The sequence below is a fragment of the Baaleninema sp. genome (assembly GCF_049974805.1).
Lineage (GTDB): Bacteria > Cyanobacteriota > Cyanobacteriia > Cyanobacteriales > Geitlerinemataceae > Baaleninema.
In genome coordinates, this window is record NZ_JBNGCO010000065.1 from 1 (window position 1) to 20,797 (window position 20,797).

General features: G+C 51.8%; 20 protein-coding genes. 11 read left to right on the forward strand and 9 right to left on the reverse strand.

Annotation, left to right across the window (positions count from 1 at the left end):
- The first annotated feature begins 48 nt into the window (after nt 1–48).
- From ACP5D4_RS13305 to ACP5D4_RS13320, 4 genes are all read left to right on the forward strand, one after another.
- Nucleotides 49–867, forward strand: coding sequence for a hypothetical protein (locus ACP5D4_RS13305; RefSeq protein WP_428012108.1), 819 nt, complete (start codon nt 49–51; stop codon nt 865–867).
- A gap of 3 nt (nt 868–870) precedes the next feature.
- Entirely contained in the window at nt 871–1,875 is a 1,005-nt protein-coding gene (locus tag ACP5D4_RS13310; protein ID WP_428012109.1) for a hypothetical protein, read from the forward strand.
- 147 nt (nt 1,876–2,022) lie between these two features.
- Nucleotides 2,023–3,489, forward strand: coding sequence for a hypothetical protein (locus ACP5D4_RS13315; protein ID WP_428012110.1), 1,467 nt, complete (start codon nt 2,023–2,025; stop codon nt 3,487–3,489).
- 156 nt (nt 3,490–3,645) lie between these two features.
- Nucleotides 3,646–4,170: a hypothetical protein gene (locus ACP5D4_RS13320; RefSeq protein ID WP_428012111.1), complete on the forward strand. Its 525-nt coding sequence runs from the start codon at nt 3,646–3,648 to the stop codon at nt 4,168–4,170.
- Here ACP5D4_RS13320 and gloB read toward each other — a convergent pair.
- Complete coding sequence (gene gloB / locus ACP5D4_RS13325; RefSeq protein WP_428012112.1) at nt 4,167–4,940, reverse strand: hydroxyacylglutathione hydrolase; 774 nt, start codon at nt 4,938–4,940, stop codon at nt 4,167–4,169. The genes ACP5D4_RS13320 and gloB overlap by 4 nt on opposite strands.
- Before the next feature lie 124 nt (nt 4,941–5,064).
- Here gloB and ACP5D4_RS13330 point away from each other — a divergent pair, with 124 nt between their 5' ends.
- The 4 genes from ACP5D4_RS13330 to ACP5D4_RS13345 all read left to right on the forward strand — a co-directional run bounded on the left by ACP5D4_RS13330 (nt 5,065) and on the right by ACP5D4_RS13345 (nt 8,571).
- Nucleotides 5,065–5,286, forward strand: coding sequence for a hypothetical protein (locus ACP5D4_RS13330; protein ID WP_428012113.1), 222 nt, complete (start codon nt 5,065–5,067; stop codon nt 5,284–5,286).
- Between the two features lie 129 nt (nt 5,287–5,415).
- Nucleotides 5,416–6,375, forward strand: coding sequence for a glycosyltransferase family 2 protein (locus ACP5D4_RS13335; protein WP_428012114.1), 960 nt, complete (start codon nt 5,416–5,418; stop codon nt 6,373–6,375).
- A 151-nt stretch (nt 6,376–6,526) separates the two neighbouring features.
- A complete protein-coding gene (locus tag ACP5D4_RS13340; RefSeq protein ID WP_428012115.1) occupies nt 6,527–7,255 on the forward strand; it encodes a TVP38/TMEM64 family protein in 729 nt (242 codons plus the stop codon).
- Nucleotides 7,256–7,374: 119 nt separating this feature from the next.
- Nucleotides 7,375–8,571, forward strand: a complete 1,197-nt coding sequence (locus tag ACP5D4_RS13345; protein ID WP_428012116.1) for a glycosyltransferase family 4 protein — start codon at nt 7,375–7,377, stop codon at nt 8,569–8,571.
- Here ACP5D4_RS13345 and ACP5D4_RS13350 read toward each other — a convergent pair.
- The gene (locus ACP5D4_RS13350) at nt 8,568–8,744 is read right to left on the reverse strand and encodes a hypothetical protein (protein ID WP_428012131.1); all 177 of its coding nucleotides are present in this window, start codon (nt 8,742–8,744) and stop codon (nt 8,568–8,570) included. The genes ACP5D4_RS13345 and ACP5D4_RS13350 overlap by 4 nt on opposite strands.
- On the opposite strand from ACP5D4_RS13350, the gene ACP5D4_RS13355 reads away from it, so the two are divergent.
- A complete protein-coding gene (locus ACP5D4_RS13355) occupies nt 8,668–10,629 on the forward strand; it encodes an ATP-binding cassette domain-containing protein (protein WP_428012117.1) in 1,962 nt (653 codons plus the stop codon). The two genes, ACP5D4_RS13350 and ACP5D4_RS13355, sit on opposite strands and share 77 nt — an antisense overlap.
- Nucleotides 10,630–10,631: 2 nt before the next feature.
- On the opposite strand, the gene ACP5D4_RS13360 is transcribed toward ACP5D4_RS13355, so the two are convergent.
- From ACP5D4_RS13360 to wecB, 5 genes are all read right to left on the reverse strand, one after another.
- A complete protein-coding gene (locus ACP5D4_RS13360) occupies nt 10,632–11,774 on the reverse strand; it encodes a glycosyltransferase (protein ID WP_428012118.1) in 1,143 nt (380 codons plus the stop codon).
- Between the two features lie 118 nt (nt 11,775–11,892).
- Nucleotides 11,893–12,393, reverse strand: a complete 501-nt coding sequence (locus ACP5D4_RS13365) for a hypothetical protein (protein ID WP_428012119.1) — start codon at nt 12,391–12,393, stop codon at nt 11,893–11,895.
- A 141-nt stretch (nt 12,394–12,534) separates the two neighbouring features.
- Nucleotides 12,535–13,698 (reverse strand): formate-dependent phosphoribosylglycinamide formyltransferase, encoded by a 1,164-nt coding sequence (gene purT / locus ACP5D4_RS13370; protein WP_428012120.1) that lies wholly within the window; start codon nt 13,696–13,698, stop codon nt 12,535–12,537.
- 244 nt (nt 13,699–13,942) lie between these two features.
- Nucleotides 13,943–14,953 carry a potassium channel family protein gene (locus ACP5D4_RS13375; protein ID WP_428012121.1) on the reverse strand — a complete coding sequence of 337 codons (1,011 nt, stop codon included), beginning with the start codon at nt 14,951–14,953 and terminating at the stop codon, nt 13,943–13,945.
- A 109-nt stretch (nt 14,954–15,062) separates the two neighbouring features.
- Nucleotides 15,063–16,175, reverse strand: a complete 1,113-nt coding sequence (gene wecB / locus ACP5D4_RS13380) for a non-hydrolyzing UDP-N-acetylglucosamine 2-epimerase (protein WP_428012122.1) — start codon at nt 16,173–16,175, stop codon at nt 15,063–15,065.
- 193 nt (nt 16,176–16,368) lie between these two features.
- Here wecB and ACP5D4_RS13385 point away from each other — a divergent pair, with 193 nt between their 5' ends.
- Nucleotides 16,369–17,700: a type IV pilus twitching motility protein PilT gene (locus tag ACP5D4_RS13385; RefSeq protein ID WP_428012123.1), complete on the forward strand. Its 1,332-nt coding sequence runs from the start codon at nt 16,369–16,371 to the stop codon at nt 17,698–17,700.
- Between the two features lie 11 nt (nt 17,701–17,711).
- Entirely contained in the window at nt 17,712–18,449 is a 738-nt protein-coding gene (locus tag ACP5D4_RS13390; RefSeq protein ID WP_428012130.1) for a circadian clock KaiB family protein, read from the forward strand.
- A 54-nt stretch (nt 18,450–18,503) separates the two neighbouring features.
- Here ACP5D4_RS13390 and ACP5D4_RS13395 read toward each other — a convergent pair whose 3' ends face one another.
- Nucleotides 18,504–19,160: a YdcF family protein gene (locus ACP5D4_RS13395; protein ID WP_428012124.1), complete on the reverse strand. Its 657-nt coding sequence runs from the start codon at nt 19,158–19,160 to the stop codon at nt 18,504–18,506.
- Nucleotides 19,161–19,275: 115 nt separating this feature from the next.
- Entirely contained in the window at nt 19,276–20,412 is a 1,137-nt protein-coding gene (locus ACP5D4_RS13400) for a citrate synthase (protein ID WP_428012125.1), read from the reverse strand.
- Nucleotides 20,413–20,797: the final 385 nt, after the last annotated feature.

Sequence of the window (20,797 nt, forward strand, 5' to 3'; positions counted from 1 at the left end):
TCCCTGCGCTAAAGCGACAGGGCTTCCAAACGTATCGAGGTATTTTCCGTGAAAATTCGTTTCTCGTCCAGTACGATTTGGCTGCTCTGTCTGTCGGCGATCTTCGCCAGTCTGGTGGCGGTGGCGATCGCTCATTTTGGCGTCAACTTTCCCGTCTGGGACGAGTGGGATACCCCAGGGTTGATGTTCGTGAAAATCCACGACGGTACTATCGATATCCGTCAAGGTCGATGGAACTGGGGATATTGGATCGCGCAACATAACGAAAGCCGTAAATTATTTCCCCGATTTGTTTTGGTGAGCTTGGCCGCCGTGACGAACTGGAACATCAAAGTTGAAATGTTCCTGATTTTGGCATTGATGGCCGCGATCGCCCTCACGTTATACGCTCTCAGTCGCCTGACTCTCACCCGTACCCCCCGCCCTCGTCTCGACGCCTTGGCCGTGGTCGCGAACCTCCTGGTCTTCTCTCTGATTCAATACGATAACTTTCTCTTCGGGCTGCAAGTGTGCGTGTTGCTGTCTCTCTGGGCGATCGTCTTAGGATTGCTGGCGGCGCAAGCTCGGTTTCCCTTTTGGGTCAAAACCCTTCTCGGACTGTTTTTGTGTCTCGTTAGTACCTACTCGTTTTCTAACGGTTTGCTCAGTTGGGCGGTACTGTTTCCGGCCCTGTTCTTTCCCGAAACCCTGCGTTGGCGGGAAATCCGTCGCCGTCTGGTGGGGGCGATCTTCTGGCTGGCGGCGATGGCGGTCAATCTTCAGTTTTACTTTCGCAATTACGTTAAACCTCCCGGTCATCCGGGTTGGGATGAAGCCTTGCAACATCCTGTCAAGGCGATGCACTATTTCTTCGTGTTCTTGGGGTGACCGTTGGGATTCCACAATCTCAACGCCGCGACCCTCGTCGGTGCGATCGTTTTTGCGGTTTGGCTGGGATGCGTCTTGATGCTGTTCTGGAACAGCTACGCCAGCTCGGAAAAGGGCTGGGATTTGGCGGAGTTGAATCGTGCTAAAGGCTGGATAATGCTGGGGGGATATTCTCTCTTGAGCGGTCTGTTCGCGGCTTTAGGTCGGGTGGGGTTGGGTCTCGAACAAGCCCTGGAACCGCGATATACGACTTTTTCGCTGTACGCGATCGTGTCGGCGATGTATTTGGGGGCGTTGCTGGCGGAACCTAAGGGGGCGATCGCAGGGTCTTCGTCTCGGCGGCGTTGGCGATCGCGGGGCGCTTACCTGTTGCTGGGAATTGGACTGTTGCTGCATCTCAAAACCAGTGCGTTCGCTCTGGAGGGAATGTCGCTACGTCAAAGTAATACATTAAGGGGTCAAGCTTGTACTCTGACCCTCCCGATTCTTCGAGATGAGGACTGTTTGCGTCGCTTTGTTTATCCGGATGTCGATCGCTTGTTCGTACATGCTACGGCGATCGACGATATGGGATATCTTCATCCGCCGTTGCTGGAAAGCGACGACGTGCGAGATTTTCGCGCTTCGCCGGATTCTACGACCGCACGGGGCTTTTTTGATGTCCTCACGCCCCTGTCGGGCGATCGCTACCAAGTTCACGGTTGGGCGGAATTCACCGAGCGTTCTCCTGCGCCTGTGGATCTGGTGTTGTTGACGTACACGACGGTTTCGGGGACAAAAAAACCGTTTGCGGCCATTCACGATCGCGAGTTCCGTCTGGATGCTCTCCACCCGGGTCTTCTCAAAAATACACAACTGGGTTGGTTCGGCGAATTTTCTCGCGCGACCTTACCGAATCGTTCTCTGACCGTTGAAGCCTGGGCGTTCGATGCGACGAACGCTCGCGTTTACCCGTTGAAGGGAACCTTCGACCTCCCTCCTCTCTCGGCGTCACCAACAGTCCCTTAGCTGTTGGGAGTTGATAATACCTCGAATAATTGTCAACATGAATTATCGATGAAATCTCGAATAAACTCTCGTACTATCCGGCAATTACAGAGTGTCTTTTCTCGGCTCGTTGCTAGTTTGGCGTTGCTTTATTTTACGTTGGCAACCTTGCCTTCACTTTATGTTTTTATTACAGAAGGGCTGGATGCGGCGTGGACATTTGCTTTGACGGAAACGGCGCTTCAACAATTGCAGTTCGGACGGGATGTTATTTTTACTTACGGACTGTTGGGCTATTTAGCTTCGGGGTCTGTGGTTTCAGAGAACGTTCTTTTTGTGGCGATTTTTAAGTTCGGTATTCATGTCGTTTTGATATTTGTATTGGTATTGCAGTATTTGGCTTATAAAACTACTATTAATCGATTTTTATGGGCCATCTCTTCAATTTTTTTGTTTCATGTATTGTTTTCTATCGACTATAAGGTATTATTCTTGTATTTAATACTTTTATCCTGGTCGATATTTCCTTGCTTTAATTTAAGCCATTTAAAAGATTGTAAAACCACAAAAATAGACTTACAAACCGTTCCCTGGTTGAGACTCTATTCCTTCTTTTTAGGAGGGTTGGCGGGATTTCTCGCCCTGGTGAAATTTACCCTCGGCGTGGCGACGGTGGGGGCGTTGTTTCTCGTGCAGGTGGGTCGAGCCATCTCCACGGCCAAAACCAGTTCGCCATCGGAGGCGAACCGATCGCTCTTCGCCTTGGGGGATTCTATCGTCGGTGCTGCCTCGATCGCATTTGTATTTGTTGCTCCCAACCCTCTGACGCACGCTATTCAACTCCTTCTCTACGGGGCGATCGCTGGGATGGTGGCAGCGGCGTGGGAAAAATGGAGGTTCCCCCAAAACCCAAATCGAAATACCCTCCGTGCGATCGCCACTAGAGCCTATGGGATTTACAGCCTTGGGCTGTTGGCGACGGTGTTCCTCTTCGATGGCGTCCTCCTCGATTTCGTGCGAGGGTCGCTGGAAATGTCTTCGGGATACTCCGGTGCCATGAGTTATATTCGATCGCCGCTCGAAGTCGCTGTAGCCCTCCTCGAAGCGGCACTTGTGGCAAGTCTGATGTGGAAACGGCGCAGTTGGCAGCGGTTGGGGTGGTATCTCGCGTTGGCGTTCGTCCTCTGGATTGTCTTCAAACATGGATTCGTCCGTCAAGACGCCCACGTTCTGCTGTATTTCTTCTTCGTTCCCTTTCTAACGTCCCTGGTTTGCATCGATGAGGTTCGAGAAGAACGCCGGGTGCGCCTGCGGAAGCCAAACGTGAAATCTTGGGGGCTTATCGTGCGATCGATCGCCATCGCCATTACGCTGCTGTACGCCATCAAACCCGATGTTTTAGGACAAGCCGGCCTTCAACCCTGGCCGTTTTGGCAGGCGTTTACGCCGAAATCTATTCAGAATCAAGTTTATCTGTTCGATCTCGATCGGGTGGTGAGCATTCTCGAACATGGCAACCAATACCATTTCGAGCGATTGAAACTCCCCGACGACGTGCGAGAACATCTCGGCACAGATCCCGTCGATATCGTCCCCTGGGAACTAACCTTAGCCCCGGCGAACGATTTAAACTGACAACCCCGACCGACCCTTCAATCCTACTCTGCCTATACGGTATTTCTCGACAACGCCAACGCAGCTAACTTAGAAACCCACCCGCGCGGCCATTTTCTCTATCAATTTCGCGCCATCGACGGACGACACCCCTTTTTCGACGAACCCGAAACCTTGATGTCCCTGCTGTGTGGCTATCGCCTGTCGCCGCAATTTCCTGAATTCGTGCAAACGGAAGCGGTTGAGGATTTAATGGTGTTCGATCGACGCCAAGTCAACCCCTGTCAGACGCAAGCAAGCCTCGGGTCGCAATCGGTGAAGTGGGGTGAAGTCCTGAAGCTGCCCAACGCACCTCAATCCCTGGTGAGAGCCTCGATTTCCGTGTCCTATTCCCCCTGGGGAAAACTCTACAAAACTCTATTTCGCACCGCCCCGGTGTATCTCAAGGCGGTGTATGGCGATGGGATGGAAATCGCCTATCGCATTCTTCCGACTAATTCCGAAAACGGCCCCATTGTCAGCCATTTACCCCGAACCTCCGACGAGGCGTTAGTCTTTTGGACGGCGCTCGATGGAGGCGATCTTTCCTTTCCCGCCCCAGTACAGTCGATTTCCTTTGAAACGGAAAATCGGTTTCTGTACGCCTCTCCCATCGAGGTCGAGTGGACGCCAGTGCGGTTGAACTCCCAAACTTCTCCTTAAAAGCGATCTTTACCTCCCCGAAGGCGGGCGAAGGTGCGCACGGGTTCGCGACTGTCGGCGGCGGTTTGTAACGCCTCGCTATCCCAGCGGAGAAAGGGATTGGTTCGTTTTTCGACTCCCAACCAGGAGGGAACGGTGGCTTGGTGGCGTTTGCGGAGGAGTTCCACGTTGCGATACCGGGTTTGCAATTCTCGGTTGTCGCCATCGACGGTGAGGGCGAATTTGAGATTTTTCAGGGTGTATTCGTGGGCGCACCAGAGGCGGGTTTTGTCGGGGAGCGATCGCAGCTTCGTCAGGGACTCTACCATCTGGGCGGGGGTTCCCTCGAACAGTCGCCCGCATCCCCCGGCGAACAGGGTATCGCCGCAAAACAACTCGCCGGGTTCGTCGTCGCCAACGGGAGGGAAGTAATAGGCGATGTGGGCGCGGGTGTGGCCGGGAACGAAAAAGACCTCGGCCTGGCGCTCCGCGAAGGAGACGCGATCGCCCTCTTTGAGAAACACCTGTTGTCCGGGGATGCGATCGCGATCTTCAGCACCACCGTAGACGGTCAAATCGGGAAAATGCTGCATCAGTTGGCGGTTTCCCCCCACGTGATCGGCGTGGTGGTGGGTGTTGAAAATGGCGACGAGGGAACAGTCGAGTTCTTTGAGTTGGCGGAGAACGGGTTCGGCTTGGGCGGGGTCGACAACGGCCGCCTCTTGACGATCGCGATCGACCAGCAGAAAAATATAATTATCGGATAAGGCGGGAAGTCGGTAGATTTGCATCGTCCGATCTCCTAATGGATGTGCGTGGATGGGTCTTTGTGAAAAATCCTAGCGTATCGGACTGATAGGACCCAACCGCGACTCCCGTTTCTCCGGCCGCGTTTATATGGAGAGTGACGGGACTATGGCGAAAGCTTCTCAGGCGAAACCTAATGCGACGCTTCACCAGTCGATCGAACGGATTCTCGATTCGAACCGCATCAGCCGTCAGGATTATTTACAGCTTACGTCGGCGATGTTGTCGGGGAAAGGACTGACGGACGAGGACTATCGCCAACTCAACAGCGTGTTCGATCGCTTTCAACTGGGACGGTTGAAAGTCGTGGACGAGCGATCGGCGGGTTGAATAGCGATCGCTCGAACAGGCGGATTTAAGGCAATAAAACTTCACCTATAAATCTGTACCTCATCTTCTGAAGACAGGCTGTATTGGATATCGCTATTCTGTTGGCTATGTGTTTTTAAACAGGCAGTCGTGAATATATCTCACCCAAACGAACTTAAAACGGACGTTCAAATCTCTGTTGTCGTCCCCATTTACAACGAAGAAGCGAATCTAAATTACTTATTCGATCGCCTCAGTCAAAACCTAGATAAAATGGGCTTGACTTACGAAATTATCTGCGTCAACGACGGAAGCCGCGATCGCAGCCTCGTTGAATTGATTCGCCACCACCAACAAAATCCCGCTATTAAAATCATAAATTTCTCTCGAAACTTCGGCAAGGAAATCGCCTTAACAGCGGGTATCGATTACGCGAGAGGAAAGGCAGTCGTTCCCATCGATGCCGACTTACAAGATCCTCCCGAACTTATTCAAGACATGGTAGATTTATGGAAGCAAGGATACGATGTCGTTTACGCCAAACGCAGAGCGCGTCAGGGAGAAACTTGGTTCAAACAGTTTACCGCCAATAATTTCTATCGCATCATCGGCAGAATGAGTAAAGTTCCCATCCCTCGAGATACAGGAGACTTTCGCTTGATGGATCGAAAAGTCGTCGAGGCTCTCAAAAAAATTCCCGAACGCAATCGCTTTATGAAAGGATTGTTTGCTTGGGTCGGCTTCGAGCAAGTTGCCATTGAATACGATCGCGATCCTCGCTACGCCGGAACGACTAAATGGAACTACTGGAAACTTTGGAACTTTGCCCTCGACGGTATCGCATCCTTTAGTTCGTTACCGTTAAAAGTTTGGAGCTATCTCGGCTTAACCATTTCATTGCTGTCTTTGATTTATGCAGTATTTCTCATCGTGCGAACCTTGATTTCGGGAATTGACGTACCGGGATACGCATCGCTGATGGTGGCAGTCTTATTTCTGGGTGGAATCCAACTGATTAGTTTGGGGGCAATTGGGGAATATTTAGGGCGCGTTTACGAAGAAGTTAAAGAACGGCCGCTTTATTTGGTTAGGGATACTTACGGATTGTGAAATTTGGGGTCATTTGACATTCATAAAATTAACCCGAGAACCCTGCGATGTAGCCGCCCCTAAAAAGTAAACTTAGACTCGTTAAACTACTCATTTGAATTGATTTGGCTCTTTGAGCGATCGTTATCCACTCAAGGATGGTAATAGCACGGTGAAACTCAAACTCACGTCGAAGCAGATACTCGTCCTCGTACTGGGCGTCTGTATCCTCTTAACTGCCATCGGAGCCTACTGGCTGGGGGGACTCGATACCCGAACCGTCGAAACCTGGCTCGAACGAGCGGGCATTTGGGCCCCAATTCTCTACATCGTTCTCTATACGTTGGGAACGCTGCTCTTGCTGCCCTCGACACCGCTCAATCTCAGTGGTGGCGCGATTTTCGGCCCTTGGGTGGGGACCTTGTGGACGAGTGTGGGGGCGGTTATAGCAGCGATCGCGGCCTTTACCTTTACACGCACCGTAGGACGAACCTGGGCAGCTCGCCGCCTCGCCGGTAGCTGGCAGGCCATGGACGCTGAAATTCGCCATGGGGGAACGTTCTATATGTTCGCCATTCGCCTGTTGCCCATTATTCCCTACGGCTTAGTCAACTTCGCGGCCGGACTGACGGCGATTCGGTTTCGCGATTATCTAGTGGGGACGCTACTCGGAACGGTTCCCGGCGTCTTCCCGTTCGTGATGTTGGGCAGTTCCGGGTTGAAAGCCCTTCGCACGGGGGAGATGCTGCCGCTTTTGGGAGCGTTGAGTTTGACTGGCTTACTCGTGGCCGGTTCCACCTGGTATCGCCACCATCGTCGGAATCCCCGTCGCGAGTTGGAAGAACTCGAACGAGTTGAAGGATTTCCAGCCTCAGATACTCAGAAGAAGTCGAAACCATGAGGTTGACCCTCATTTCCTACGGCCTCGACTTTCGATCTCAAACTTGGAACTGGGTGTGTTACCTTGGCATCAGTCAGATTTCAGACGAGTTTCACTGATTCAGGACGGCTTTGCGATCCATGAGTTCAACCGCTCGAACGACTCCACAGAAAATTTCAATCCTCGTCAGCGATTTGTCAACGCGCGGTGAGGGACGCTGGGGCGGTTCTAGAGTCTTTCTTTTGTGTGAAGCTCTCCAACGACTCAGTATTGATGTCGAAATTGTAGGATTCGTCTTTGGTGACAATCCACCGTCTGACGTGACGGACAACTTTCCCGTAATTACTATATCAGGTACGAATTACCCTCAATTTCTCCACAGTGCCAGAGAGTTCCTCCAACAAATTCATGGCGATATTCTGTATGCTTTGCGACCCAAACCCACGACATTCGGCCTGGCTTTGTGGAAAAAATTTCGCACGGGCTGTCCAGTGATATTAGATATCGACGATTGGGAGTTAAGCTGGCACGGTGGCGAGGATTTCCAATATCATCCAAACCCTCGACAGTTGGCACGGGATCTTCTCAAACCTAACGGTGCGTTGCGTTATCCCGACCATCCTCTCTATTTAAAATGGATGGAAGGTTGGTCGTCTCGGGCGGATGCGATAACCGTTCACACGAAGTTTTTACAAGATCGTTTTGGGGGGGGTTTCGTTCCCAACGGGAAAGATACAGATTTATTCGACCCCAGCCGTACCGATCCCGAAACCTGTCGCGCTCGTTACGGGTTATCAGATTACCGAGTGTTAATGTTTCCAGGCGCTCCCCGTCCCTATAAGGGGGTCGAAGACGTTCTCATGGCACTCGATATCCTCGAGATCCCCGACCTAAGATTGGCGATCGTCGGAGGAAGTCCTTACGACGATTACGATCGAGACCTCATCCAACAGTGGGGACGTTGGATCGTTCGATTTCCGCCTCATCCGATCGAAAAAATGCCGGAACTCATCGCCGCTTCCCATGTCGTCGTGGTCCCCCAGCGCGATACCCCGACGACTCGGGCTCAATTTCCTCTAAAGTTGACTGATGGGATGGCGATGGCGAAGCCAGTTTTGGCTACCCGAGTTGGCGATATGCCAGAGGTTTTAGGAGAGACGGGTTTTTTGGTTGCACCGAGTTCTCCTGAAGACATAGCCAAGGCAATCGCATGGATTTTTGAAAATTACGAACTCGCACAAGAGCGAGGTCAAATAGCCCGTCGTCGGTGTATAAAATACTATAGCCTCGAGGCTATGTCAGATATCCTGTCAACTATCATTCGCAACGCAACCTAGTAATTTTCTAGGGCGACCTGACTTTCCAGGCTTGGATTTTTTCTCATGTCTCCTAACCAATTATTATTTAAGTTTGCTCTAAAATCTCCCTGGCTAATGGTATTGACCATTGCTTTGGGATTTTCTGGCGCTATTTTTAACGGAGTCAGCATTACACTGATCGTTCCACTCATCCTGAGTTTGATTGGGCAAGAGTTGCCTAGTCTACAGAATTTACCTCCGTTAATTCAGAAAGTCATGAATATTTCTGGATCTTTTGACGGAGACTCTAAAATAATTGTTTTAACGTTATTAGTCCTATCCGCCATTGTTTTAAAAAATTCAACGAATTATTTAAGTTCCTTGATTGCCGTTCGATTTTCTCAATCCTTAGTGCGAAACTTGCGTCTCGAAGGCATGAAGCTTATCCTCGATGTCGATCTCGACTTTTACTCCAAAATGAAGGTGGGAGACATTATGAACCGCCTAAATACGGAAATGAGTCGAACGGCTAATGCAATTCGCAGCTTAACACAATTGGCAATTAACGGCATTACTATTTTTGTTTTTATTGCTATTTTAACGTCGATTTCTTGGCAGCTCACTCTAGCTTCAACTGTGGTATTAACTATTGTGGCTATCTGCAACCAATTTTTTGTAAAGCGAGCCAAGTCATACGGAGAAACTCTCTCGGAAAAAAGCCGAGACTTAACCAACAAAACCCTTGAAGTTTTGGCAGGAATTCGCCTTGTCAAGACTGTTGCCAACGAAAAAAGCGAACTCAAACAGCTCGCTCAACTTATTAAAGAGCGAGAAAATAGTGAGTTTAAATCACAAGCAAACTATTCAATTATTGCGCCTGTCAACGAAATTTCGGGAATTGTTTCCCTTCTGCTTATTGTTATTTTTGGCCGCTATTTATTTTCCGAACAGATCGAAGCGATTTCGGCCGTGTTACTGACTTACCTGCTGATTTTGTTTCGGCTGTTACCAGTCGTCGGACAACTCAATAGCATTCGCAGCCGTTTGGCGAACACCGCTCCGAGCGTATTAGTGGTGTCAGATTATTTGCGGCGCGATAACAAGCCGATCATGCAAAACGGCGATCGATCTTTCGAGAAACTGCGCGAGGGCATACGTTTTGAAGACGTCACCTTTCAGTATCCCGACCATGACGAGATCGCCCTCAAGAATATCAACCTCTGGATCGAACGCGGTGAAACGGTGGCCTTGGTCGGAACGTCGGGGGCGGGAAAATCAACCTTGGCGGATTTGCTGCCGCGATTTTACGATCCGACTTCGGGGGCGGTGATGCTGGACGGAAAGGATTTACGGACGTTCGATGTGGCGACGGTGCGTCGATCGATGGGTGTTGTCAGTCAAGATACGTTTCTGTTTAACAATTCGGTGCGCTACAACTTGACCTACGGGTGTCCTTGGGCTGGGGAACAGGAGGCCATCGACGCGGCCAAACGAGCCAACGCCTACGAGTTCATCATGAACTTACCCTACGGCTTCGAGACGGAAATCGGCGATCGCGGCGTCATGCTCTCCGGGGGACAACGCCAACGGTTGGCGATCGCACGCGCTCTGATTCGCAATCCCGAGATTTTAATTCTCGATGAAGCCACCAGCGCCCTCGATACGGTGTCGGAACGCTTGGTTCAAGAGGCGATCGACGAACTCTGTCACGATCGCACCACTTTGGTCATCGCACACCGCTTGTCTACGATTCGCAAAGCCGACAAAATCGTGGTGATGGAACAGGGTCGCATCCTTGAAGTGGGGAATCACGACGAACTTCTCGAACGGGGGGCCCAGTACGCGAAACTCTATCAAGCTCAATTTTCTGCCGAAAGCGAAGACGCGATTCAACGCGCTCGTCGGGAAACGCTCATCAATACTTCTTACGAAGTCCGAACTCGTCTTAACCCCATGATTGGATTTCTGAACCTTCTGGTTGATGATATTGTCGATTCGTCTGAGGAACGCCAGGAACTCACGCAAGAAGCTTACGAGGCAGCGGTACGCTTGTTGAAAACGCTTCAATTTCTGGAAAACAGCGCCAAATCGAATTGATATTAGTTATGTTTGTCCTCAAAGTACTGTCTCACCCGTTGTTGGATTTCGCTGGAAAAACGTTCTTTAGAAAATAAGTTTTTACGTCGATCGAGAGAGTCTCGAAGGCGCAGTTGTAGGGACTCGTCAGAGAGAACGCGAACGATTTTTTCAATGGCGTCTGTCTTCGGATCGGAAAAAAAGAGTTCGGGATGTTCTTCTCCAATAATTTCGTACTGTCCCCCTCGATTTTTAACAAAGGGAATTGCACCCGCTTTCAACATTTCTGCAATAGAAATTCCAAAGGGTTCGAGTTTTATGTGAATTCCGTAACGGCATCGACGCAAAACCTCCACATACTCGTCGTAGCTGAGGTTTTCGTAAAGTGTGACCCATTCGGAATTTCGCCGAACCATTTGTTTGACGAACCGTTGATAGCGAGTCGCGTAGACTCCTCCCCCTCCTCCAGTCAGATAGAGTTTGACATCAAATCCTCGCTCTCGCACGGCTTTGACGATTTGAATGGCTTTGTGGGGTTGTTTGGGATCGACAATGCGACCGCTACAGACAAAGGCGTTTTCTTTTTCAGACCAAGGAATATCGTCAACCTCTAGTAAGACCGGAGGATAAATCACTTCGGCGGAAATTCCATAGGTTTCTTCGATTTTTTGGGCGGTAAATTTTGAGTTGGCGATCGCAATGTTTTGTTTCATCCTATCGATCGAAAAGTCAGAAATTTTTAGACACCAAGGGTATTTCTTGAGTCCACCTTCAACAACCTTGACCCAATGCATATATTGAATCCCAACCCGTCCGAAATCCACGCCGTTATAGGCAGACATACAGAGATCGTACTGGCCGGCCTCTTGTTTGAGGGAACGGAGAACGCCGTGGAGTGCCATTAAATGCAGTAAATCGTTGTTGGCAATGAGAAAGTTAACCAACCCGCTCATAAACTTTGGAAAAATCGCGCGAACTTGTATTCTTTTGGGCGACAAGTTCGTACCGTAAAGCTGATTTAAGCGCTCTAAATCTACCTCAGCAACTGTAAATAGCGTAACGTCGTAGTCATGTTGTAGAGCGTCGAGCATCCACAGTCCTACGGCTTCAGCACCGCCACCAAGAAAAGCATGGTAATACAGTGCAATTCGTTTCTTATTGGACATCGGCTTGTTAGGTATCACTGAGTCTAGTTGTAGTGTATCCGAAGTGTATCCGAAAAAATTTGACGGAGTGTTGCCCAACGGGTTCGTTTTCTGCGATCGCGATCGCCTGGGCTTTGACTCAGTTCGAGCGGTTGTGGTACTCGTCAGGACGAAGGGTCGCTCTAGGATTGGTTCGAGTACCCGCCACTCGAGTTATTTGTTTGCGTCGGCGTATGCGTGCCGTTTCGTTTTCGTACTTCGACAGCACCTCGTTAATTTTGGCAATTTCGCGGGCAACGAGACAGATGATTTCTTCATGTCCCTGCGGACGATAGGTTTCTAGGGCTTTTCCTTCTAGAATCTCTAACGTCGCAATTCGCTTGAGTTCGTCGTCCGTATAGTCGTCCCGCGTGTGGCGAACGCCGTGGGTCAGTTGGATGACGTGCGCCATCGTCCCTTTCACGGCGATGTTGTTCATGTCGGCGACGGTGGCGTAGGTGTTGCGCTCTTTCCCCCCAATCCGTTCGCGATCGCTGCCGCCGCAAAGCCGAATCGTGGCGTTGAGGTACTTGTTACTGTCGGCGGCAGTTTTCCGCAACAGATCCCGTCGAGTGGGTTTAGCTGTCGTGGGTTTGGCCATGGTCTTTCAGCCTCCACCCGCATGTTGACTTTTACATCAACATTATAGCATTTTTTTCTGGGTTGGGGGGAGTCAGGGAAGAGGGAAGTGTGAAGGAAGAGCGATCGCCTTGCGAAACCTCCCCATCACCTCATCACCTCATCACTCGTAAACCACTCGAACTCGACTCGCGGCGCGATTGGCGACTTCCCGGGCTTGCTGTGCGGTTTCTGCCGTGGCGAGGGCGACGCCCATGCGGCGGTAGGGGCGTGTGGTTTGCTTTCCGAACAACCGTAGATCTGTATTGGGTTCGGCTAAGGCTTCGGCTACGCCGTCAAAGGAGAGGCGATCGCTGTTGCGATCGGCAAGAATCACCGCACTGGCACCGGGAGACAATAATTTAATTTCGGGAATCGGCAGCCCCAAAATCGCCCGCAGGTGCAACTCGAACTCGTTGAGGTTCTGCGAAACTAACGTCACCATTCCCGTGTCGTGGGGTCTGGGGGACAGTTCCGAGAAAATGGCTTCCTCGCGGGTGACGAAGAACTCGACGCCGAAAATTCCGGCACCGCCGAGGGCGGCGGTCACTTTTTCGGCGATTTCCTGGGCTTGCTTCAGTTGCGCTTGGCCGATTCCGGCGGGTTGCCAGGATTCCTGATAGTCACCTCGTTCCTGGCGGTGGGCGACGGGAGGACAGAAGAGGGTGTCGCCGTTCCACTGGCGAATGGTGAGGAGGGTAATTTCAACCTCGAACTCGACGAATTCTTCAACGATGACTTTTTGGTGGTCGCCTCTTGCGCCTTCGATGGCGTAAGTCCAGGCTTGGGAGACTTCTTCGGCTGTTTTAACAACGGACTGGCCTTTTCCAGAAGAAGACATGACGGGTTTGACGACGTTGGGAAACCCGATGTTTTGGGAAACGGTTTGTAGTTCTTCTAAGGAGGAGGCGTAGGCATATTTTGCCGTCCGAACTCCCAACTCGCCAGCGGCTAAATCGCGGATGCGATCGCGGTTCATGGTGTAGTTGGTGGCGGCGGCGGTGGGAATGACGGTAAATCCTTCTCGTTCGAGGTCGAGGAGTTTTGTGGTGCGGATGGCTTCGATTTCGGGGACGATGTAATCGGGTTTGTATTGTTTGATGATGCCTTCGAGGGCGTCGCCGTCGAGCATGGAAATGACTTCTGAGATGTCGGCCACTTGCATGGCGGGGGCGTTGGGGTAGCGATCGACCGCAATAACGGTATTTCCGAGGCGTTGGGCGGCGATGACGAATTCTTTACCCAGTTCTCCGGAACCGAGAAGCATGATGGTTTGAGGAAATTTCACGGGTCTTAACGCGATAGATTTGCAAGTGGCAAGTCTTTCATTATATCGAAATGTCTGGATTATTTGAAATTTGCCGTTTTTGGGGGGAGTTTTCAAATCACAACAGAGACACAGAGAAAACAGAGATATTTGGTATTTTTAGGACGATATTTTTGATGATTTTTATCGGAAAATACAATTTAATTTTTTAAAAAATATTTGTTTTGTGTGAGTTAAAATGCCAAAAAAGGGTTGTTTTAGATTTTTAAAGTTTTGCCCCACGATAGCGTAACTCGTGTTTGACTTCGTGGCGTCGGGCGAATTGAGGAATATCGCCAGCGTGTCCCATGACCATTACGGTATCTCCGGCGTCCAACATTTCCGATTGCGGGGGATGGGTGAGAATTTCACCCTTGGGACGACGCAGGGCAACGACGAGAAAAATACCTTTTCCGCGCACTTCTAATTCTCCGATGGTGCGGCCGCGTAATAGGGAGTTTTTGCCGATCGCCAGTTCGGTAAATTGCAAGTTAATTTGTGAGAGTAAATCGTTGAGGGTGCTTCGTCCTTCTTTTTGTTCTAAAAATTCAAAAGCGGTGGGATGGGTGATGTAATTGCTCATTTGCAACGCGCCGATTTCAGCCGGGAGAACAACGCGATCGGCACCGGCTAACTCGAGTTTTTTACCGGTTGAGGGCAGTTCCCCTCGGGCGAGAATGATGAGATTGGGGTTGAGTTCTCGGGCGGTGAGGGTGATGAAGACGTTGAGGGCGTCGTCGGGAAGGACGGTGGCCAAGCATTTGGCGCGATCGATCCCCACGGATTTCAGTACTTCTTCATCGGCAGCACTCCCCAACCGCACCAGATAGCCTAACGATTCAGCCAGTGCCATTCGATCGGGGTCGTTATCGACGATAACGAAGGGTTTTCGGGCTTCTTGGAGCTTTTGGGCGAGAATTTCCCCCATGCGTCCGAAGCCGCAGACGATGGAATGGCGTTCGAGTCGTTCGATACCTTGGGTTTTGCGGCGAGATTCAAAGGCGCGGTTGATTTCTCCTTCTGTGACCATTTGGACGAAGCCTCCGACAATGTAAACGGCTGAAGAGGTTCCCGCCACGATAACGCCGATGGTAAAGAGTTTTTCGGCTGGGGTTTCGAGGGGTTGGACTTCGCCGTAACCGACGCCGAAGATGGTGATGATGACCATATAAATGGCGTCGAGGAGTTCCCAGCCAAACAGCACGTAGCCGAAGATGGCGATCGCGATCGTAAGCATAAAAAAGATCGCGCCAGTCAGGATACGCTGAAACGACTCGTGCATGGGAGTTGGGGGAAAGGCGGGGATGAAACGCGAGAATCGGTCTCGAGAATCGATCTATTAATTGTCAACTCAAGTCGGCGAAATAATCTGCCACAATTTTGACAATTCGTTGAGAGGCTTGTCCGTCGCCGAAGGGATTGGCGGCGTTGGCCATGCGTTGGTACGCCGTGGCGTCGGTTAGGAGGGTTTGGGCTTCGCTGAGGATGCGATCGCTCTGGGTTCCGATGAGTTTCGCCGTTCCCGCTTCGATAGCTTCCGGGCGTTCTGTGGTGTCCCGCAACACCAACACCGGTTTACCCAAGGCTGGGGCTTCTTCCTGCAATCCCCCCGAATCCGTCAGGAGGAGGGTACAGCGATCGATCGCTCCGACTAAGGCGGTGTAGTCGAGAGGTTCCGTGAGAAAGACGCGATCGCGATCGCCCAAAATGGCTTTGAGGGGTTCGCGGACAGTGGGATTGCGGTGTAGCGGAAGCAACAGCGCCGCATCAGGAATCGCATCGAGAACCTTCAAAAATCCCCTAGCGATCGATTCAAGTCGATCGCCCCAATTTTCCCGACGGTGAACCGTCGCCAACAACAGACGATATTTCGACCAGTCCAAACCCGGAACCTCGCAACTGGGGTTTTGCTGGGCGATCGAAAGCAAAGCATCGATGACCGTATTTCCCGTATGGTGAATCTGGCCGACGACCCCCGACTTTTGCAAATTGTCCACCGCGCGGGTGGTGGGGGCGAAATGAAGTTGTGTCAGTTGCGAAATCAAGCGTCGGTTGGCTTCTTCCGGATAGGGATCGTACAGGCGATCGGTTCGCAAGCCCGCTTCCACGTGACCCAAAGGGATTTGTTGGTAGAATGCGGCCAGAGCAGCAGCGAAGGCAGTGGTCGTATCTCCCTGAACGATAACGAACTGGGGTTGGAGATCGCGAAAAATGCCTTCTAGCCCTTGCAAACTACCGCAGGTAATATCCGTTAGCGTTTGCTTCGGCTTCATGATCCCGAGATCGCGATCGGCGTGCAGGTCGAACAATTCCATGACCTGCTGTACCATTTCTCGATGTTGCCCCGTCAAAATCACTTGCGTTTCAAAACGGGGATCGTCTTGAAACTGACGGATAACCGGTGCCAATTTAATGGCTTCCGGGCGAGTTCCCAAGGTTATACAAACGCGAATTGGCATTACGATAACGTCTAAATGGTTTAGAGAGGGGGTCGAGGGACAGTTGGCCAAACCGAACTTAACAATTTTACGAAAATTTACGGTTTACAGAGTCCCTATCGCTTCAGACACAATAGATAAAATAGAAACAAATAGAAATCGCAACATATTTTTCGATCGCCTTCCTAGGAGTTAATCCGAGTTAATCGCATCTATGACACAGTCTAAACGTCCCCCTGTTCCCCCACCGCCACCCGGAGGAGGTCGTCGCACGCCGCCCCCCCGTCCCCCAGCCCCACCCAAAACCGGACAACGACCGCCAACGCCGCCCCCGCCGCCGGGAGCGACCCGTCCCCCAGCCGCACCGCCACCGCCGCCAGGAGCGACTCGCCCCCCAGCCGCACCCCGTCCCCCGGCTGCGCCGCCACCGGGAGCGCCCGCACAAGCCGCCACACCGAGACGAGGCCCCGGTCCGAGTCCCGGTCATCCCACCATGCGCGAAATCATCGAGCGTGCGGAAAAAGAAGGCTATTCGGACGTTCACGTGGGCGTTGGAGAAGTCCCCCGTTACCGCGCTCGCGGGGATATCGCACCCACCGAATGGCCCGAAACCGACCTCGATACCTTCATGAGTTGGATGCGGGAACTGATGAGCGACGAAGAAATCCGTCAGTTCCAAGAAAACCTGGACTTCGACGGGGCGGCGGACTTAGGATTCGTGCGGGTACGGATTAACGCCTTCGACTCTTTGGCCGGTCCTGCGATGGTGTTGCGTCTCATCGGTGCCGAGATTCTGACGATGGAGCAGTTGCGGCTTCCGGAAGTGTTCAAGAGCATCAGCTTGGACTATCACAAAGGATTAGTTCTCGTAACCGGTCCGACGGGTTCGGGGAAATCCACGACGATGGCGGCGATGATCGACTATATCAACCGCAACAAAGCCTATCACATCATCACCATTGAAGATCCCGTCGAATTCGTTCACAAGAGTAAGAAATCCCTCATCAAACACCGGGAAGTCGGAACCCATACGCTGAAATTCTTTAACGCGCTGAAAGCGGCGTTGCGGGAAGATCCGGATTTGATTCTGGTGGGTGAAATTCGGGATAAAGAGACGATGAACATCGCCCTGAAAGCGGCTTCGACCGGTCACTTGGTCATGGGAACGCTGCACACCAACAGTGCGGTGAAAACCATCGAACGGGTGATGGGGATGTTCCCGCCAGCCGAGCAACCGTCGTTTCGCGTGGCGTTGGCAGAATCCCTCGTAGCGATTATCGCTCAGGGATTGTGTAAAACAACTGACGGAAAGCGGGCGGCGTTCCACGATATTTTGATCGCGACCGATGCGGTGAAGGAATATGTGATTCAAGGAAAACTTGAAGAAATCACCGATGTGATGTTGCGATCGGAGTTCGATGGAATGACAACGATGAATAAAGCCCTGTTCGAGCTGTATCAACAAGGAAGAATTACGGAAGAAATTGCCCTCGACAAGTCGCCGACGCCTAACGAGATGGCGCAGTTCTTGCGCGGTCGCGTTTAACCGAAGGAGTGATAAAGCCTACACCGCTTCTCCAGTCGCCGTTTAAAGGGTTGGCGTTGTTTACCCCTGGAGGAGATTTAGTTTACGCCATCGATACGCACAAGCGCGATCGATGGCATTTACAGCTTTGCGTTGCGGTTCAGGAAATATTGGGGCTTCCGGAACCGCCTCATTTTTTGATGCCTTGTTACGGGGCGACGGTCGATCGCTATCTCGACCCGAAAACGCAGGAAATTCGGACGATCGCGGAGGTCGCGCCAGCGGTTTGGCGGTATCGTGCGGTACTCAGCGCGGTGTTCGGTCTCGAAGGGATGCGCTGGGGCATGAAGTCGATTCCGGTGGAACTGTGCAATCCTTTGGCGATGGCAGAATATCGCGATCGATTCCCTCAGTTGTGGAAGAACCACGACACCATCGTGCGTATCGACGATGTGGGAGATGTGGCTTTCCCGCCCGTGGAGGAGGAAACGGAGGTGGATGCAGAAGGCTATATTTTTCGGTTGTTTCTGCGGGGCGACAGTCCGACGACAGAAGACACCTTACAGCGGTTACACCAAAGCCTCGATCGCGCCTTGGGACATCCTTACACCCTGAAACTCATCGATGTTTTGAAACATCCTCAACAAGCGGAGATCGATCGCGTGTCGGCGACGCCGACGTTAATTCGCGTCTGGCCTCAACCGGTGCGGCGCATTGTGGGAGAACTCGACGATCTCGATCGAATTTTAGGATTGTTGGGAAACCGATGAGAATTGATAATTGATAGGGAACAGTGTTTTCCTCATCACCTCATCACTTCATCATCACCTCGTCCGCCTCAGCGTCGATCCCGTGTATCCCGTTCCCAGCCAGAGAACAGCGCGAACGCCGTCGCGCAAAGCTTTTTCGATGGGTTCGGGTCGGGAATCGGAAGGGATGGGAACACTCCGAAAGCTGATGTTGCGACTGCCGAGAACGATTTCGCCGATGGTGTAGGCGCGGCGCATGTGGTAGTCCGAGGTAATCAGGTAAATTGAGTTAATGTTGCGGGCTTTTAACTCGTCGACGAGGGTGGTGAAGTTGGTGACGGTATCGACGGCGCGATAGTCGAGATGCAGCCGTTGGAGGTCGATTCCCGCTTCGGTAAATACCCATTCGGCATACTCGGGATTGCTGCCCCCGGAAACCCAAACGTGAAGCTGGGGATGAGAACGAGCGAATTCGGCGGCGAACACTTCTCGTTCCGGCGAACCGCCTAACACGAGGATGGCTTGGGGAAGGCGAACGAGACGCTGGTAGGTTCGCAGTCCGTACCAACCGCCCCCCGCGAGCAGCAGGGAGACGAGGGTGCTGAAAAACAGTCGAATTCCCCAACCCGAGAGAATTCTCTGGGCTGGGGAGGTGTCGCCGCGATGTGGCTGTTTTCGAGTCCCTTTCCTATAGTTAACGGTTTTGCGATCGCGATGGCAGTCTATCTGCATAAATCGAACAGTTCCTGTTGAGGGTCGATCGTCATCATCGTTCGCAGTTCCTGTCTGGTTTTCAGAAGTCCCTCAGACCACGGGCGATCGACCGCTCTCACTCTCACTTTCACTGCTAACGCTCCGACAGGGGCGTATAGGCGCGATCGCGCTGACCCGCGTAAATCTGAGTCGGTCGGAAAATGCGGTTTTCTCCGAGTTGTTCTTTCCAGTGTGCCAGCCAACCGGCCACCCGGGCGATGGCAAAAATGGGCGTGAACAAGTCCGTGGGAATGCCCAACTTCCGATACACCAGACCCGAATAAAAATCGACGTTGGCGTAAATACCTTTCGATCCCAGGCGCTCTTCGACGATACGCTCTAATTCTAAGGCGATTTCGTAGTATCGATCGCCGCCGAACTTATCAAAAAGCTGTTCTGCTAAACGTTGTAAAATCGTGGCGCGAGGGTCTTTCACCTTATACACCCGGTGTCCGAAGCCCATGATTTTCTTCTTGTTCTTCACGCAATCGTCCACGTAGGCTTCGGCATTTTCCGGCGAACCGATCTGTTCGAGCATTTCGATGACTTCTTCGTTCGCCCCGCCGTGCAGGGGACCCCCCAGGGTTCCCACCGCCGAGGCGATGACTGCGTAAGGATCGGTCAGTGTCGAAGCGGTCACCATCGCCGAAAACGTAGAAGCGTTCATGGAGTGTTCGGCGTGCAGCGTCAAACAAACATCGAAAACGTGAGCGGCTAACTCGTCCGGTTCCCGTTCGTTGAGCATATACAGGAAGTTCGCCGCGTAGTCGAGATCGTCACAGGGTTGAACCGGATCGTTCCCTTTTCGCATCAGTTGAAACGCCGCCACCATCGTGGGGATTTTCGCCAAAAGCCGCACGACCGCATTACGAATATAGATGGGATCGTCGAGCGCCCGTCGCGAGTAAAACAGACCCAGCGCCGCCGCAGATGCTTGCAGGGCGTCCATCGGATGGCCGCTTTCGGGGAAACATTTCATCATGTCCCGAATGCGGTACTTAATCCGTCTGTGATATCGAATGTCGTGTTCGAAGGCTACCAGCTCGCTATGACTGGGGAGTTCTCCCCAAATAAGCAGGTAAGCCGTTTCTAAGAAGCTGCTTTTCTCGGCGAGTTCCTCGATACGAATGCCGCGATATTCGAGTAATCCTTGTTTCCCATCAATAAAACTGATACTGGATTTCGCGGCTGGAATGCCTTCTAAACCGGGTCTGTACAGCTCGACCGACATGGCTCTCCCACTGACTGAATAGAAACGATACTCAGGCTAACTTACCAGAAACTCGCACAGTGTGCGTTGTTTTACAAAAAATTTCCAGAAACCTAATCTTTCAGCATACTCGATCCCGATGGAGATGGGGAGATGATGGGATGGGGAGATGATGGGATGGGGAGATGATGGGATGGGGAGATGATGGGATGGGGAGATGATGGGATTTCACATCATCCGGTTATCCCAGCATCGGGTCATTTTATCCGGCTTTGGAGGAGATTTTTTTTCGAGGGAGGCGCATCTATCGGAATTTTGCTGCTGGGAGCGTCGTTATAAGTGGGTTCTTCGTAGGTGGGTTCTTCGTAGGTGGGTTCTTCGTAGGTGGGTTCTTCGTAGGTGGGTT